Source organism: Psychroserpens damuponensis, assembly GCF_000826655.1.
GTDB classification, from domain to species: Bacteria; Bacteroidota; Bacteroidia; order Flavobacteriales; family Flavobacteriaceae; genus Psychroserpens; species Psychroserpens damuponensis.
Window position 1 is genome coordinate 14,447 of record NZ_JXJO01000001.1, and the last position, 17,054, is coordinate 31,500.

The 17,054-nt window shown below is 33.2% G+C and carries 18 protein-coding genes; 15 read left to right on the top strand and 3 right to left on the bottom strand.

Features of this window, described 5'->3' with window-relative positions; translation table 11 throughout:
- Positions 1-135: 135 nt before the first annotated feature.
- The 5 genes from thrA (at position 136) to TD29_RS00045 (ending at position 6,747) form a co-directional block, all read left to right on the top strand.
- Complete coding sequence (gene thrA, locus TD29_RS00025) at positions 136-2,583, top strand: bifunctional aspartate kinase/homoserine dehydrogenase I (protein WP_040278008.1); 2,448 nt, start codon at positions 136-138, stop codon at positions 2,581-2,583.
- A gap of 107 nt (positions 2,584-2,690) precedes the next feature.
- Positions 2,691-3,623: a homoserine kinase gene (locus TD29_RS00030; RefSeq protein WP_040278011.1), complete on the top strand. Its 933-nt coding sequence runs from the start codon at positions 2,691-2,693 to the stop codon at positions 3,621-3,623.
- Between the two features lie 66 nt (positions 3,624-3,689).
- Entirely contained in the window at positions 3,690-4,988 is a 1,299-nt protein-coding gene (gene thrC, locus TD29_RS00035; RefSeq protein WP_040278012.1) for a threonine synthase, read from the top strand.
- Between the two features lie 41 nt (positions 4,989-5,029).
- Positions 5,030-5,458 carry a hypothetical protein gene (locus tag TD29_RS00040; RefSeq protein ID WP_040278013.1) on the top strand — a complete coding sequence of 143 codons (429 nt, stop codon included), beginning with the start codon at positions 5,030-5,032 and terminating at the stop codon, positions 5,456-5,458.
- A gap of 119 nt (positions 5,459-5,577) precedes the next feature.
- Positions 5,578-6,747, top strand: a complete 1,170-nt coding sequence (locus tag TD29_RS00045) for an SIR2 family protein (RefSeq protein WP_084203354.1) — start codon at positions 5,578-5,580, stop codon at positions 6,745-6,747.
- Between the two features lie 134 nt (positions 6,748-6,881).
- Here the strand turns inward: TD29_RS00045 and TD29_RS00050 are convergent, their stop codons facing one another.
- On the bottom strand, positions 6,882-7,160 hold the full coding sequence (locus tag TD29_RS00050) for a winged helix-turn-helix transcriptional regulator (RefSeq protein WP_052466909.1): 279 nt from the start codon (positions 7,158-7,160) through the stop codon (positions 6,882-6,884).
- A gap of 157 nt (positions 7,161-7,317) precedes the next feature.
- On the opposite strand from TD29_RS00050, the gene TD29_RS00055 reads away from it, so the two are divergent.
- The 5 genes from TD29_RS00055 (at position 7,318) to arsB (ending at position 10,454) form a co-directional block, all read left to right on the top strand.
- Entirely contained in the window at positions 7,318-7,830 is a 513-nt protein-coding gene (locus tag TD29_RS00055) for a VOC family protein (RefSeq protein WP_040278017.1), read from the top strand.
- 76 nt (positions 7,831-7,906) lie between these two features.
- Complete coding sequence (locus TD29_RS00060; protein ID WP_040278018.1) at positions 7,907-8,236, top strand: ArsR/SmtB family transcription factor; 330 nt, start codon at positions 7,907-7,909, stop codon at positions 8,234-8,236.
- 54 nt (positions 8,237-8,290) lie between these two features.
- On the top strand, positions 8,291-8,758 hold the full coding sequence (locus TD29_RS00065) for a DUF6428 family protein (RefSeq protein WP_040278019.1): 468 nt from the start codon (positions 8,291-8,293) through the stop codon (positions 8,756-8,758).
- A gap of 37 nt (positions 8,759-8,795) precedes the next feature.
- Positions 8,796-9,410, top strand: a complete 615-nt coding sequence (locus tag TD29_RS00070) for an arsenate-mycothiol transferase ArsC (RefSeq protein WP_040278021.1) — start codon at positions 8,796-8,798, stop codon at positions 9,408-9,410.
- A gap of 3 nt (positions 9,411-9,413) precedes the next feature.
- Positions 9,414-10,454 carry an ACR3 family arsenite efflux transporter gene (arsB, locus tag TD29_RS00075; RefSeq protein ID WP_040278022.1) on the top strand — a complete coding sequence of 347 codons (1,041 nt, stop codon included), beginning with the start codon at positions 9,414-9,416 and terminating at the stop codon, positions 10,452-10,454.
- Positions 10,455-10,538: 84 nt separating this feature from the next.
- Here arsB and TD29_RS00080 read toward each other — a convergent pair whose 3' ends face one another.
- A complete protein-coding gene (locus TD29_RS00080) occupies positions 10,539-12,014 on the bottom strand; it encodes a T9SS type A sorting domain-containing protein (RefSeq protein ID WP_040278023.1) in 1,476 nt (491 codons plus the stop codon).
- A 216-nt stretch (positions 12,015-12,230) separates the two neighbouring features.
- On the opposite strand from TD29_RS00080, the gene TD29_RS00085 reads away from it, so the two are divergent.
- The 4 genes from TD29_RS00085 to TD29_RS00100 all read left to right on the top strand — a co-directional run bounded on the left by TD29_RS00085 (position 12,231) and on the right by TD29_RS00100 (position 14,185).
- Positions 12,231-12,764: a GNAT family N-acetyltransferase gene (locus tag TD29_RS00085; RefSeq protein WP_040278025.1), complete on the top strand. Its 534-nt coding sequence runs from the start codon at positions 12,231-12,233 to the stop codon at positions 12,762-12,764.
- Between the two features lie 49 nt (positions 12,765-12,813).
- On the top strand, positions 12,814-13,134 hold the full coding sequence (locus TD29_RS00090) for a hypothetical protein (RefSeq protein ID WP_040278026.1): 321 nt from the start codon (positions 12,814-12,816) through the stop codon (positions 13,132-13,134).
- Positions 13,135-13,237: 103 nt separating this feature from the next.
- Positions 13,238-13,501 (top strand): hypothetical protein, encoded by a 264-nt coding sequence (locus TD29_RS00095; RefSeq protein ID WP_040278027.1) that lies wholly within the window; start codon positions 13,238-13,240, stop codon positions 13,499-13,501.
- A 162-nt stretch (positions 13,502-13,663) separates the two neighbouring features.
- Positions 13,664-14,185, top strand: a complete 522-nt coding sequence (locus tag TD29_RS00100; RefSeq protein WP_040278029.1) for a YybH family protein — start codon at positions 13,664-13,666, stop codon at positions 14,183-14,185.
- Between the two features lie 147 nt (positions 14,186-14,332).
- On the opposite strand, the gene TD29_RS00105 is transcribed toward TD29_RS00100, so the two are convergent.
- Positions 14,333-15,811 (bottom strand): aminopeptidase P N-terminal domain-containing protein, encoded by a 1,479-nt coding sequence (locus TD29_RS00105; protein WP_040278030.1) that lies wholly within the window; start codon positions 15,809-15,811, stop codon positions 14,333-14,335.
- A gap of 170 nt (positions 15,812-15,981) precedes the next feature.
- Between TD29_RS00105 and gcvT the strand changes: the two genes are divergently transcribed.
- Complete coding sequence (gene gcvT / locus TD29_RS00110; RefSeq protein ID WP_040278031.1) at positions 15,982-17,052, top strand: glycine cleavage system aminomethyltransferase GcvT; 1,071 nt, start codon at positions 15,982-15,984, stop codon at positions 17,050-17,052.
- The last annotated feature ends 2 nt before the right edge of the window (positions 17,053-17,054 follow it).

Here is a 17,054-nt window from a genome sequence, read left to right on the forward strand (position 1 = left end):
GTTGCATCTCTACATTTATTGGGATGACTATTGGTATGATTACCCTTTGGGGTTTTTAGCTATATCTCTCCTCATTAAACTATAGGTCTTTAAACAAAAGACTAACAATCAAAATAATCATCTAAACTTCTAAAAATGAATGTTTTAAAATTTGGCGGAACATCTGTAGGCTCTGCAAAAAACATAAATAAAGTCATATCAATACTCGAAAATTATTCTAAAAAAAATCGAGTGATTTGCGTCGTTTCTGCTGTTGGAGGAATTACAGATAAACTTTTAAAATGTGCAGAATTAGCTCAAGAAAAAAACCAAGATTATATTTCAGAATTTGAAGCTATTTCAAAAAAGCATCATGACATTATTCAAGAGCTAATTCCGAAGGAAAACAAACAAATCTCAACGCATGTCTCTCATAAACTTCAAGAGCTAAAAAACTTGTTAGACGGCATCTATTTAATCAATGAATTATCACCAAAAACATCAGATAAATTAGTCAGTTTTGGTGAACTTCTATCATCGTTCATGATTGCTGAGACCATGAAAAGTAGAGGTTTGGATTGCACACGAAAAAATAGCCAAGACTTGATTGTCACTAACTCTAATTTCACCAAGGCAGAAGTTCAATATCAACAAACTAATACGACGATCACAAGTTACTTTAAAGAAGCAACACAGCAAATCACCATTTTACCAGGCTTTATTTCTAAATCTGCACAAGGAGAAGTAACAACCTTAGGTCGAGGCGGTTCCGATTTTACTGCAGCCATTGTTGCAGCTGCCTTACAAGTTGATTCTTTAGAAATATGGACAGATGTTAGTGGGATGTTTACTACCAACCCTAAATTAGTAAAGCAAGCTTTTCCTATTAAAAATATATCTTACCAAGAAGCAATGGAGCTTTCTCATTTTGGAGCTAAAGTTTTATATCCTCCAACGGTTCAACCTGTATTAGATTTAAAAATTCCAATACACATAAAGAACACACTAGATCCTGAAGCTTTTGGCACCAAAATATCAAGTGAATTTATAGAAAACACAGCTCGACCTGTAAGAGGAATTTCTAATATTAATACTGTTGCTTTGTTAACACTTCAAGGTAATGGTATGGTTGGCATTCCTGGTTTTTCTAAACGATTATTTGAAACTTTAGCAAATGAGAAAATCAATATTATTTTTATTACTCAAGCCTCATCAGAACATTCTATTTGCTTTGGTATAGATGAAAAAGATGCTCAACTCGCTAAAATTACTATAGATACTAGTTTTGAGAATGAAATTTCGTTACATAAAATAGACCCTATAATTATTGAGACTGGCCTATCAATCATAGCATTAGTAGGTGATAGAATGAAAAGTCACCAAGGCATTAGTGGCAAAATGTTTAGTACCCTCGGCAAAAACAACATTAACATTAGAGCGATTGCTCAAGGTGCTTCAGAACGTAACATATCTGCCGTTATCGCAGAAAGGGATGTAAAAAAAGCTCTAAACACGTTACACGAATGTTTCTTTGAAGATAAAAACAAACAACTTAATATTTTTATTACAGGTGTTGGTAATGTTGGTGCACATTTGGTTAAACAAATTAGACAACAAAAAAAGTACCTCAAAGAACAGTTAAAACTGAATATAAAAGTTGTTGGCTTATCAAATTCTAGAACTATGATTTTTAATCCTAATGGATTAGATTTAAAAGATTGGAAATCACAATTGCAACACGGTGAAAAAGCAACTTTACAAGGTTTTCTAGAACACGCAAAACATTTAAATTTACGCAATAGTATTTTTGTTGATGTCACGGCAAATGAAGCTGTTTCTCAATTATATGGAGAGTATTTAAAACATAGCATTGCTGTTGTAGCTTGTAATAAAATCGCATGTTCTAGTCAATTCGAAAACTACAATCAACTCAAAGAATTATCTCTTAAATATAATGCTCCATTTTTGTTTGAAACCAATGTTGGTGCAGGATTACCAGTTATAGACACACTTAATAACTTAGTCGCTTCTGGAGACAAAATCACATCAATACAAGCCGTTTTATCTGGTAGTTTAAATTTTGTGTTCAATAATTTTAATGATACAACTAAGTTTCATGATGTTGTTAAGCAAGCGCAAATAGAAGGCTATACAGAACCAGATCCAAGAATTGATTTAAGTGGTGTTGATGTCGCAAGAAAAATTCTAATTTTAGCTAGAGAGAGTGGCACAGAAATGAACCTTGAGGACATAACCAACGATTCTTTTTTAACAAAAACCAATCTAGAGAGTGACACCGTTGATGATTTTTACAACACCTTAATTGATGAAGAATCCCATTTTCAAAAATTATTTGCATCAGCCAAAGCTAATAATTGTCAGTTAAAATATGTCGCACAATTTAATGAAGGCAAAGCCAAAGTTGGTTTAAAAGAAATCCCTCAAGGGCATCCTTTTTACAACCTAGAAGGCAAAGATAATATCGTCATGTTTTACACGCAACGTTATCCAGAGCAGCCCATGATTATAAAAGGAGCTGGAGCTGGAGCAGAGGTCACTGCTTCAGGCTTATTCGCAGACATCATTAGAGCAAGTAACAAGTAATACATTTAAAAACAACAGTCTAATTTAGATAAACAAAATTAATAGATAACTAGTTTTTCTTCGGAAAAATAGAAACTAAAATATTTCGCATTTGCGGAACAGAAGATATGAACGAAATCAAAATTTTCTCACCAGCAACCGTTGCCAATGTTTCTTGCGGTTTTGACGTGTTAGGTTTTTGCTTAGATACTATTGGAGACGATATGGTGATTAGAAAAACTAATAAAAAAGGCATTCATATCACTAAAATTGAAGGCTACGATTTACCCTTTGAGGCCAAAAAAAACGTCGCTGGTGTTTCTGCCTTAGCTATGCTAGAGGATGCAAAACCAGATTTTGGTTTTGAAATTGAAATTTATAAAAACATAAAACCTGGAAGTGGTGTTGGCAGCAGCTCTGCAAGTGCAGTTGGTAGTGTGTTTGGGATGAACGAGCTATTAGGTAGACCTTACAATAAAACACAACTCACCAATTTTGCCATGAAAGGTGAAGCTTTGGCCAGTCAATGTGAGCATGCAGATAATATTGCTCCTGCTATTTTTGGTGGCTTTACACTAGTAAAATCTGTTGCACCATTAGATATTTTACAACTACCAACGCCTAATGATTTATTTGCAGTGATTATACATCCTCAAATTGAAATAAAAACATCGGATGCTAGAGCCATCCTTCCGAAGAAAATAGATTTAAAAGATGCCATCACGCAATGGTCAAATGTTGGCAGTTTAGTACACGCACTGCACACAAATGATTATAAATTGTTGAGTAATTCATTAACAGATGTGGTCGTTGAGCCCTTTCGTAGTCAGTTGATTCCTTATTTTGAAGATGTTAAAAAATCAGCACTTGACCATGGTGCTTTGGGCTGCGGAATTTCAGGATCTGGACCTTCCATTTTTAGTTTATGCTACGGAAATGATACGACTCAAAAAGTAGCTAAAGCCATTAAAAATATATATGCCGAAACAGGGATTTCTTATGAGATTTATGTTTCGAAGATTAATACAGAAGGGATTAAAATACTGAATACTCACCAATAGTAATTATAAAGTATTACGCAAGACAACAAATCGTTTCACAAAGGACATTGCTATTAAAAAGAAACCATGGAATATTATAGTTTAAACAGAAAAGCACCAAAAACAAATTTCGAAAATGCAGTTATTAAAGGGCTTGCACCAGATAAAGGATTATATTTTCCTGAAGAAATAACACCTTTACCTGCGTCTTTTTTTGAAGATATTGACAACAAATCTTACCCTGAGATTGCATTTGAAGCGATTAAACAATTTGTGAGTCCTGAAATTTCCGAAGACACTTTAAAAACAATAGTAGAAGAAACGCTATCGTTTGATTTTCCTGTGGTACAATTAGATGATAGCATTTCAACGCTAGAGTTATTTCATGGCCCAACGATGGCTTTTAAAGATGTTGGTGCACGTTTTATGGCAAGATGCTTGGGTCACTTTAATAAAAACAACACGAAAGAAGTTACAGTTTTGGTAGCTACCTCAGGAGATACTGGAGGTGCTGTTGCTAACGGATTTTTAGGTGTAAAAGGTGTAAAGGTTGTGATTTTATATCCTTCGGGTAAAGTGAGTGATATACAAGAGAAACAGCTCACAACACTTGGTCAAAATATCACAGCATTAGAGGTAGATGGTGTGTTTGACGACTGCCAAGACATGGTGAAACAAGCATTTTTAGACGAGACGATTACTAGTAAAATACAATTAACCTCAGCCAATTCTATCAATGTAGCTCGTTGGTTACCGCAATTATTCTATTTTATGTTTGCCTATAAGCAACTACATAAAAAGCATGATGAGATTGTGTTTTCTATTCCTAGTGGTAACTTCGGAAATATCTGCGCAGGAATGGTAGCGCAACAATTAGGATTACCAATCAAACATTTTATTGCGTCTAATAATGCCAATAATGTGGTCACAGAATATTTACAAACAGCACAATACAACCCAAAACCATCTGTAGCAACTATTAGTAATGCCATGGATGTTGGAAACCCAAGTAACTTTGTGCGCATTCAAGAAATATATAATAACGATTTTAAACGTTTACAAGCCAATTTATCATCATTTAGTTATACCGATGAGCAAACAAAAGCAGCACTACTAGAAATCTACAAAACTTATAATTACGTTGCAGATCCTCATGGAGCAGTTGGTTATTTAGGCTGTAAAGCGTATTTAAAAACGAACCCAAATGCGCATTGTGTTTTTCTTGAAACGGCACACCCAACCAAGTTTTTAGATGTTGTAGAAAATGTTATTAAAACAAAAGTAGAGTTACCTTCTCAAATAGAAGCGGTTATGGATAAAGAGAAAGTGGCCTTACAGATTTCTGATTATAACGGATTAAAAGGGTTTTTGCTAAATACAATTTAAAAAGCAATAGTTGCGTTAGTCATAAAACCAACTATTAGCAGATGAAAACAACAATCTCAAAAATTATTCTTAGCGGTTTACTCCTATTCTCTTTGTATTCCTGTGATAAACTGTCTTGCGAGACAGACAATGCTATATTTTTAAACAATGAGATATTAAGCAAAACTTATCAAAGAGAAGTTGTACATCAAATTGAATTAGTTGGACAAGACAAGCTAAGATTTTGGTTAGCAGATTATATAGAAAAAGACAACAAGCATTATCTAGTATTCTACACACAAGGTAATGGTTTATGTGCGCAAGCTGTAATGCATATTGATCACAATAACAAAAGGTTTAATGACATTTTAAACACAAAAGGCAAAGGTCTTTTTAATGCTGAATTTAGAGGTGTTTCTTTTGATATTTCTCAGGATGATAACAACAACTTCTTACTTTACTACACAGGACATGAATCTATTATTGATTAAATATTAGAACATATCTAACTAGACTTTCTCAAAAAAATAGTCGAACTTCGTTTAACTGCAGATATCGACAATTGAAACAGTCGATATCCGCAAGTTAGGCAACATTAAATAAAACGATAATGGCAGAAAACAAATCTAATGAATCCTTTATAGATGCTCATAGAATAATTAGGAAGTATTTGAATAAAAATGATTCTGACTATCAAGATACATTTAAACGATATACTGAAATTTTAAAAAATTCTAAAATTGACTATAATAGTTTGTTAGGGAATTTACCTAAATCGGCTAGTATAAGTAAAAGACAATCATTAAAAAACATCTCAAACGCTTACCAAAATGAAAAATTAGTTTTGGTCCTAGGAGCAGGAATATCATTAGAATTTGGTGTTCCATCCTGGAATTTACTTTTGCAAAACTTAATGGTTCACACCATTGAAAAAGAAAATAATGTTTCAAGCGTTTTATCAAAATTGTTCAATGATATTTTTACACCAAATCCATTAATTGCTGGACGTTATCTTCAAGAATATTTTGATAGTAACAATTCGTCATCTTTTGAATCAATGGTTAGAGAAGTTCTATATTCTAAAATTGATAAAGACAAAGATTCAGAATTAATGAATGAGATTGTAAAAATATGCGTAGCACCAGGAAAAAGTAAAAATTTAGATTCAATAATAACATATAATTTTGATGACATTCTAGAATATAAACTTGATAAAACCGGATTAGAAGTTCCATTCAAATCAGTTTACGGTCTTGGTATTGAAATCAAAAATGGAGAACTTCCAATTTATCACGTTCACGGATATTTACCTGAAGACAAAAAATTAACTGATTCAAACAAAATTACTTTTGGTGAAAGTAATTATCACCAACAATACTCTGATTTGTATAGTTGGAATAATATGGTTCAAATAAATAAATTTAGAGAAAACACTTGTATTTTTATAGGAAGTTCATTGACTGACCCAAATATTAGAAGACTTTTAGATATCGCTTTAAAACAAAAAGGAAATAAACGTAAGCATCATTATATTTTTAAAAAGAAAATTGATGATAAACAACTAAGCGAAAAACTAAAAAAGATGCTTGAATCACCCCAAATTATAAGTAATAAGAATAATGCTGGTCTTGATTTTGATGAAACTATAAAACTATTAACCGAAATTTATGAAAGATTTGAAGAAAATGATTCTGCATCATTTGGTGTTCAAACAATTTGGATAGATGATTGGGATGAAATACCTGAAATATTAAAAAAAATAAGAGAAAACGTTGCCTAACACCGTGTATAATTCATTGCTAGTTCTAGCCTACTTACGAAAGTCCTTTCGGACTTTCAATCCGTAATTTTTTTACTAACTTTAGTGCTAACACACGCAATCAAATCATACATAAAAAGGTTAAACGAACTAATTTAATCAATCTTTAAATCCTGCAATCCCCAAGTATCTAAACCTTGTAAAATAGCTTCAAGAGATTTCCCACGCTTACTTAAACTATACTCTACTTTTGGAGGCACAACGGGAAACACTCGCCTTAAAACGAGTCCGTCTTTTTCTAACTCCCTAACCGTTTGTGTAAACATTTTATTAGAAATACCAGGAATTTTCTTTTGTAAGATGCCTGATCGTAATGCACCATCTAATAAATGAAATAAAACAAGAGGCTTCCATTTTGTACCTATCAAATTCATGGTATAATGTAACGGACAATCAATTTCTTTACTCAAATCTATACATTTATTTGTTTAATAATCAACAATTTACTCTTTTTAGTAACTATACTACTTTTTAGTAAGTTATTGCCTAATAGGCAAATATAAATTAATTTTGCATTCTAAATTAAAACATATGAAAGATTTAAAAAATTACCCGAAATCCTTTTCACATATCGGCCTTACAGTACCAGATATAAAGCAAGCTGTAAAATTTTACTCAGAAGTTATGGGTTGGTACGTGATTATGGAACCGTCAACTGTAAAAAAAGAAACTCAAACTGCCATAGGTCAAATGTGTATAGATGTCTTCGGAAATGATTGGACAACCTTTGAAATTGCGCATTTAGCAACATCAGATGGCATAGGTGTTGAGTTATTTACATTTCCGCAGGGCAAAAAAGAAGCACCCGAATTTAACCCATTTAATACAGGTCTTTTTCATTTTTGCGTGCAAGACCCAAATATTGAAGAACTTATAGATAAAATTGTGGCTTATGGAGGCAAACAACGCATGCCTATTAGAGCATATTACCCTGAGTACAAGCCCTTTAAAATGTGCTACGTAGAAGATCCTTTTGGGATTATTTTTGAAATCTATACACATAGCTATGAGTTAACATATTCATCTGGTGCGTATTCAAAATAAATGTAAATTAGGCAAATCTATTTTGCCATTCCAAGTATTAATCGTAATATTGCAATGAACAAATTTAAGTACACTAATGGGATTAGCAAAAACCGAAATATTTTCAGATTTACAAAACGAAATTGCCTTATTCGCAAAAGTTTTTGGACATCCTGCACGCGTAGCTATTTTACAGCACTTGTTTAAGATGGACACCTGTGTTTGTGGAGATCTTGTAAACGAAATTGGTTTAGCACAGCCCACAATTTCACAACATCTTAAAGAATTAAAACATTTAGGATTAATTAAAGGAAATGTTGAAGGCACTAGTGTTTGCTATTGTATAGATGCTGAAAATTGGGTGAAAATGAAAGCCATTATGAACCAATTTTTAAATCAAGATATTTCTAAAACAGATTGTTGTTAAAAAAATTTAAACTTATTAATCGCATTATCGCAATAAACAAATAAAATAATTATCATGAAATTATCAGAAATTAAACACAAACTAAATGAATTGGAAACAATTTCATTTCAATTACCAAATGGCGACTTAGTACCAAACCATTTTCATGTGACTGAGGTTGGAAAAATAACAAAACATTTTATAGATTGTGGTGGCACAGTGAGACATGAAGAAGTTGTTAATTTTCAATTATGGAATGCAAATGATTATGATCACAGGCTACATCCTGAAAAACTAGTGAATATTATAGAGCTTTCTGAAAAAGTTTTAGGCATTGAAGATTTAGACATTGAAGTAGAATATCAAGGAGACACAATTGGAAAATTTGGATTGGATTTTGACGGAACCCATTTTCTATTAACCAACAAACAAACCGATTGCCTGGCAAAAGACCAATGTGGTATTCCTGTAGAGAAGCCTAAATTACAATTTTCAGATATGCAAACTGGAAACTCATGTGAACCAGGAAGCGGTTGCTGCTAGATTAATTCACAATACGAAATAAAAAAACCTAAAACCTATGCTATTTCAAGATATAGAAACACTACTCAAGGATTTAAATCCTGAGGCAATTTCTAAAGAACGAAAAACAGTTTTACAACCTTTAGCAGATTTTATTCAAACAAAAGTATCTAATAATCAGGATATTCGCATTAATTTTATTTGCACACATAATTCTAGACGAAGTCATTTGTCTCAAGTTTGGGCACAAACTATGGCTTACCATTTTAATATTAAACATGTGTATTGCTATTCTGGTGGTACAGAAGCTACAGCATTATTTCCGGTAGCCGCAAAAACGCTTGAAAATTCTGGGTTTGAGGTAAAGATGATTTCCGAAGGAAAAAACCCAATCTACAGTATAAAATATGCGGCCAATGCACATCCAATTATCGGCTTTTCTAAAAAACTGGATGATGATTTTAATCCTAAAACTGAGTTTGTAGCAATTATGACTTGTGACTCTGCAAATGAAGCGTGTCCTTTTGTTTCTGGTGCTGAAAAACGTATAGCAATGACGTTTGAAGACCCAAAAGCATTTGACAACTCACCTCAACAAGCAGAAAAATACAACGAAAGAAGTCTGCAAATCGCAACAGAGTTATTTTATATTTTCTCACAAATCGACGCTTAAAACATGGCAGCAAAAAAATTAAGTTTTCTAGATAAAAACCTAACGCTTTGGATTTTTATAGCCATGGCTTTGGGTGTTGGAATTGGCTATTTTAATCCGTCTTTTCCAGATATTGTAAATTCATTAAGCAGTGGCACAACCAATATCCCAATTGCTATTGGTTTAATTTTAATGATGTATCCTCCTTTAGCAAAAGTGAATTATGCACTCTTGCCAAAAGTGTTTAGAAACACAAAAATTCTTTCTATTTCTTTAATTCTAAATTGGATTATAGGTCCTGTATTAATGTTCATTTTAGCCATTATTTTTTTAAGCGATTATCCTGAGTATATGGTTGGCCTTATTTTAATTGGTCTAGCACGCTGTATTGCTATGGTTCTCGTTTGGAATGATCTTGCAGAAGGTAGCAGTGAATATGGTGCAGGTTTAGTTGCGCTTAATAGTATTTTTCAAGTGTTTGCTTACAGTTTTTATGCTTGGCTTTTTATTACTGTGCTTCCACCCTATTTTGGATTTGAAGGTGCTATTGTAGATATTTCTATTGGGACTATTGCAGAGAGTGTTGCTATTTATTTAGGAATCCCGTTTGTAATGGGAATCTTGAGTCGGTTGATTTTAGTAAAACTTAAAGGTGAAGCGTGGTATACTAAAAAATTTATTCCTACTATTTCTCCTTTAACATTAATCGCATTACTATTCACCATAGTGATCATGTTTTCGCTTAAAGGTGAACTCATTGTAGAAATCCCAATGGATGTTTTAATTATTGCTGTTCCGTTGCTTATTTATTTCACCTTAATGTTCATTATTGGCTTTTTCTTCACAAAAGCAATGGGAGCAGAATATGATAAAACTGCAGCTGTAGCCTTCACTGCAGCAGGTAATAATTTTGAATTAGCCATTGCCGTTGCAATTGCGGTTTTCGGTCTTAATTCTGGACAAGCATTTGCAGGTGTTATTGGACCTTTGGTAGAAGTACCAGCTTTAATTTTATTGGTTAGAGTCGCTTTTTGGCTTCGGAAAAAGTATTACTTGAAAGGGTAACATTTCCGAAGAAAATAAATCTAATTTAAAAAAAGCTCCACTTAAAAAATGGAGCTTTATAATATTGTTTAAGAAGATGAGATATTAATTAACGATAAGCTTTTTAACCGCTTTTTGATGCTCTCCATTAAACTCTAAAATATATAGTCCAGAATGTAATTCTAAATGCATCTCATTAGAACCCATTTGAAGTGTTTTTTCATCAATTAACTTACCTTCAATGCTATAAACCTTCATGTGCTTAAACAGCGTGTTATTGTCTAAGTACAGCTGGCCATCTGTAGGGTTTGGAAACATCGATAAAGCATTAAAAGCGACATCATCAACACTTAAAAAGGCGCAATCTATCGGATCAAAAGTGACTAATCCTAAAGTGCCATCATCATTTTGGTGAGAAATAACTGCTTCGGCATCAGCTAATGTATTTGGCACATTAGCTTCGTCCCAACAGTTATGCAAGGCTGTTAATGGATTATCTGTATTATTAAATAGTGCGTAAGTAGCTCCTCCATTTCCGTTTTCAGAAAACACATTTTGTCCAACATTGCCAACATTGTCGCCCAAGTTTATCATAGATTCGCCTTGAAGCGTAATTCCCCATAAATTTCTACGAATTTCATTACCACTAGCCACAATATTATTTCCCTCTACTGAGGCAATCAAGGATATACCGCTTCCTCCTTGAAAAGGCTCACCTTGTGAATTATTGTCTTCAATAACATTATTTCTAACAAAAGCAGTCACATTGTTGCTTTGTATTACGATACCGTAACGATGATCAGTGATAATATTGTCATCAATTATGGCATTAATAACGCCTGCACTTAATAAATCTGACACAGAAATACCTCCTACCAAAGTTAAATTACGATCACCAATTATAGTATTACCTACAATTTGAATAGGCTCGTCAGCAATAGTTATTCCCATATTAATTTGAGGTCTATTAGAGTTGGCTTGGTTATTTCCTTCTATATAATTGTTAAATATATATGGAGAAGATGCTGTATTTGCTCCAGAGCTTATTGCTGGAGTTTGATTAAATGTAATCGTATTATTGGTTATTTGAGGCATCCCTCTAGAAAGTCCAATTACGCCTCCTGTAGAGACTCCAGAAACATTGTTGGTTAACACGCAGTTATTAATGGTAAACGTCTCAGTTAACACACGTAATCCGCCTCCATATTCTATGGTAGCATTTTGTATGTTTATGATAGACAATTCTTCAAAACGAAACCCTTCGTAAGGAGCAGCTGTATCAATAGCTGTAAACAAAGAAGTAGTGGCATTAACGTCAAACGTTCCAGCCACGGTAATTCTAATGTCTGCTCCAATTTCTAACGTCACATCTGTACTAATGATTAATGCGTCTGTTGCAGAAATTGTAAGATCATCTACTAATGTGTAAGTTGTTCCTGATGCTGAAATCGTAGATGGACTTAACGTCACCAGGTCGTCTAAGGTATAAGTCATTCCAGTATCTGGTGTTGTATATCCTTGTGCTGAAATTAATCCAACGATACCTAAAGTAAAACATAAATTGAGTAATAGTTTTTTCATAGAATTGAGAGTTTTTGAATTTCACTAAAATTAAAAAATTATAGTTGCAATGACTGTTAAAAAATTACTTTTATGAGATATCAACGCTAATTATATTCTAAGACAGTGACACCTAGAAAATTAAATTTGACGTTCTCAAATAAATAGTCGAACTTCGTTTTACTTCGGAAAGAGATAAGTTAATTATTATATATCAAGTACTTATAAAAAACCTCATTGACAGAAACCATTAAAATAAAACAAGCCGATATTAAAGATCTAGAAGTACTTGCACTTTTAGGAAGACTAACTTGGATTGAAACATTTAGCTCTTTATTCAAAAAAAGAATACATGTTCAAGAATATGCAGATGAAAATTTTTCAATTGAGACCATTAAATCGTTTATTGATAATCCAAATGCGTATTTCTGGATAGCATATGTTAATGATCTACCTATAGGTTATGCTAAAATTGAAATGAATGTTGTATCAGATCATGTTAAAGGCAAAAACGTATGTAAACTCATAAATTTATATGTTTTTAGTGATTTTCATTCAAAGAAAATTGGACGTTTACTATGGTCCAATATTCTTAACAAAGTTAATGCGCTCGATTGCGACAAGATGTGGTTGGCTGTATTGAGCACTAACATTAAGGCTATTAATTTCTATTTAAAAAACGATTTTTATAATGATGATGCTTTTGATTTAAACATTGGAGATGAACGTTTCGTTATGAACATTATGGTTAAGGATTTTAAAAACAAATAACTAAAAAATAGTAGCTCCTGTTTATCTAAAAACAATAGGTACAATTAGCATGAATAAATTAGATTATAGCATATCCTTAAGAGAAAAAGGTCTCAGCTCGAACGAAATAATAGAGAACTTGAAAGCGAAAGGGTTTGAGGAATCTGAAATACAGTATTATTTAAAAAAATCTGATGATATGTATTTAGATCAGTTAATAAATAATAAGCAATCAAAGCCTAAAGGAAAGCTCAAAAACGATATGAAAATAATAGGACTTGCGCTTAGCCTTCTACTCTTAATTAGTGCATTTTTTGGTTATGTAAGGATTGGTTTGTTAGGATTATTTGTTATTTGGAGCCTAGTAGGATACAGCTCGTATAGAAAATAATGTGCTGCTGTTCTTTTTACTACGGAAATTGGAAATCAAACCAAATGATAGTTAAAGCCATAATCCTCAATATTTCAAAAACAGAAAAACAAGACTTCATTGCATGAAATTAACAACAATTTTAAACACAGTATTCTCCATTATAATTGGATTATATTTTGCAATGTATTTTACTTTACTCTCAAAAATGAGTTTTATTTGGGAACAAATTTTGACCGCAATTATCTTTACATTATTCATTTGGAATATAGTCTCGATATATAGAAAACCAAACAAAAAAACACAGCTAATTCAATTAACCATATTAATTTTTGCCATTGTAGCTGGACTTTATAAAGCGACAAGAGCATTTGATTCACTTCGTTAACGGTCGTTTATGATATATCTTCAATCAAAATTCTCAAACAAAAGCAATAGCTGACATCGTTAAAATTTCCGAAGCATTTCACATCTTTTTAATTGGCTAAATCTACATTAACAATTTTATTGTATCTTTATAAAAAGCTAATAATCAGTTAAATACATTTACATGAAATCAAAAATGACATGTGCTCTAATTTTAATATTATTAAGTATTGGATGCAAACAACAAGAGGAAGAAAAAGCTATAGTTGCCGTTGAAGACGTTAAAATTGACTTGATCAATGACACTTTTCCTGAAGCTGAAAAAGAAATTAAACAAACTTGGGAAGCCATTGTACAAAGCGTAAAAAATGGCGACATGGATAAATTAATCGCTTTTCATGCTTATAGTCCAAAATTCACTGAATTCAAAAATGGTGCGCCTAGAAACGGTAGTGTGGCCAATGAAGAATTTGAACGCAATACTTTTGGCGCTATTACTGAGGTCGTTAAATTTGAAACTAACGACATGAAAGTTGCCGTGTATGGTGATGTTGCTAATGTTACGTTTCATTCTGATTTTCATCTCAAATTTGGAGAAAACCTTGTCGTTGTAAATGACCAGATTTCGCTTCTTTTTGTAGACACTGCGAGTGGTTGGAAAATCGTTAGTGAACATCATTCACCATTAAAAAAAGTAGAGAATTAAAAACTCACAACAATTATAAAAACCTTAATCTAAACTTTGCAAGAACTCGTTTGTCTAGCTAGCGCTCGTTTGTAACGAGTGCTCAATCAAAATACGCAAATAAAAGCTATAGTTTACAACATTAAAATTTTCGAAGAAATTCAAAAATTAATCCAGATTAGGAAGCTTTAAACCATTTAAAACGCTCTTTTGTTTCATCAACTTTTCAATTTCTGAGGATGTACGAGGTGCTTCGGCCGATAAATTTATTGGTCCGTTTTCTGTAATTAAAATATCATCTTCAATACGCACTGCAATTCCATGCCATTTTGGGTCGCAATCGCTACCAATTGGGATATAAATTCCTGGCTCAACGGTAATCACCATATTGGCTTGTAATTTACCGTAAGTTCCTGGATCATGCACATCTAAACCAATGTGATGCGACGTACCATGAGGAAAATACTGTCTCGCTTCGCTCCTATTTTTAGCAATGCCTAATGCGATTAAACCTTGGTACACAATCTCGCGTGCAGCCGTATCTGGTGCTTGCATTGTATTACCAATTATGGTTGCTTTTATACCTGCTTCTTGCGCGTCATACACAATATCATAAATGGCTTTTTGCTCTTTTGAAAATTTACCATTTGCAGGTATAGTTCGCGTGACATCTGCTGTGTAACCATGATATTCTGCGCCAAGATCCATGAGTACGAGATCATTTTCTACTTTCATTTTAGAATTTTCAACATAATGCAGCACACAACCATTATTGCCTGCACCTACAATACTTGGGTACCCTTCATACTCACTACCATATGTTTTGTAAATGTATTCGTGTACGCCTTGCACTTCGGTTTCAGACATGCCTGGATGCATCGCTTTCATAATTTCCCGTTGTCCCATTGCCGATATTCTAACTGCTTTTTTAAGCAATACCAACTCATCGGCTGTTTTTATTTCTCGTAAACTGGCCATTAAAGTAGATAAGCGTCTAGTATCTATTTTTACAGTTTTGGTTGCTAACTTTGAACTAGCATCTACTTCAACATTGTTGGTTTTATGATCAATGGTGTAGTTATTAATAAGTTTAATTTGTGTTTTAAACGACTGCACCAAACTAAATAAATCTGCTGGATTTCTAGAATCTCTATAATCGTCTTTAAAATCTTCGTACATGACTTTATCAAAGGTTGTAAAATCAATGCCAGATTCTAAAAAATCACGACCATTTAAGGCATTCTCAAAACCAAGTTCTGTTTTTGCGCCTTCTGTACCTAGTCTGCGACCCGTCCATTGCTCTGCTTGTGCGTTGCGTTGCTGTACGTACAGGAGTTCGTTTACTATTTTCTCTTCGGAAATGTTATAATTCTCAGAGAAGATCACCAAAACAGCATGAGGTTCTTTATAACCTGTGAGGTAATAAAAATTGGGATCTTGATGATAGACATAATCCACATCGTTGGCACGATTTCTCACCGGATTTGCAAAAAAAACAGCCACACTATTTGTTGGCATTTTGGCACGAAGTGCATCGCGACGTTCTTTATGAAATGTTGCCGTTAGAAAATCTTGTGCTGTTCCGTTTTGAGCAAAACTTCCGCAGAAAAAAATCAAAGTAAAACATACCGTTATCAAGAGTTTCATAAGTTCTATTATTTACGCATTGAAAATAAAGAAATATCTCAACCTTCCGAAGAAAAAAAAATAATATTAACATTTATTTAATCGATTTTAATACATCACCACGTCTAATATAACAGATAATTTTCGATACATTTGTGACACAAATTTTACTGAATTAAATACTAATTATAATGAAAAATACAGCCTTAACAGCAACTCACGAAGCACTTGGAGCAAAAATGGTTCCGTTTGCAGGATATAATATGCCAGTACAATATGATGGTGTCAACTTAGAACATGAAGCCGTACGAACTGGTGTTGGCGTATTTGATGTATCACATATGGGTGAATTTTTAATTGAAGGTCCAAAGGCTTTAGATTTAATTCAAAAAGTGAGCAGTAATGATGCGTCTAAATTAACAATTGGCAAAGCACAATACAGTTGTTTACCTAACGATGATGGCGGAATTGTTGATGATCTCATCATCTACAAAATTAAAGAAGAGACCTACCTTTTGGTAGTTAATGCCAGTAATATTGAGAAAGATTGGAACTGGATTTCGTCTAAAAACGATGTTGGAGCTGTCATGAAAGATTTGAGTGAAGAGTACTCATTATTAGCAATTCAAGGCCCAAAAGCCATTGAAACGATGCAATCATTATCGAGCCATGATTTGGCAGAGATTAAATTTTACAACTTTGTAGTGGGTGATTTTGCAGGCATTGAGCATGCTATTATTTCGGCAACTGGTTATACTGGAAGTGGCGGATTTGAAATTTACTGTAAAAACTCTGAGGTGAAACAAATTTGGGATAAAGTTGTTGAAGCTGGAGCAAAACCAATTGGACTTGCCGCACGTGATACGCTACGTTTGGAAATGGGTTATTGTCTCTACGGAAATGATATTACCGATACCACATCGCCTATTGAAGCTGGTTTAGGATGGATTACAAAATTCTCAAAAGAATTCACAAACTCCAAAGCTTTAGAAGATCAAAAACGTCGTGGGCCAGAACGTAAATTAGTAGCGTTTGAAATTGACCAACGTGGTATACCGCGTCAAGGTTATGATATTGTAGACTCTAGTGGTAAAACTATTGGAGAAGTTACCTCTGGAACCATGTCTCCTAGTTTAGGAAAAGGGATTGGCTTAGGTTATGTACCTACTATTTTTACAGCTGTAGGTAGTAAAATCAACATTCAAATACGTAAAAATGCAGTGCCTGCAACTGTAGTAAAACTACCTTTTTATAAAGGATAATA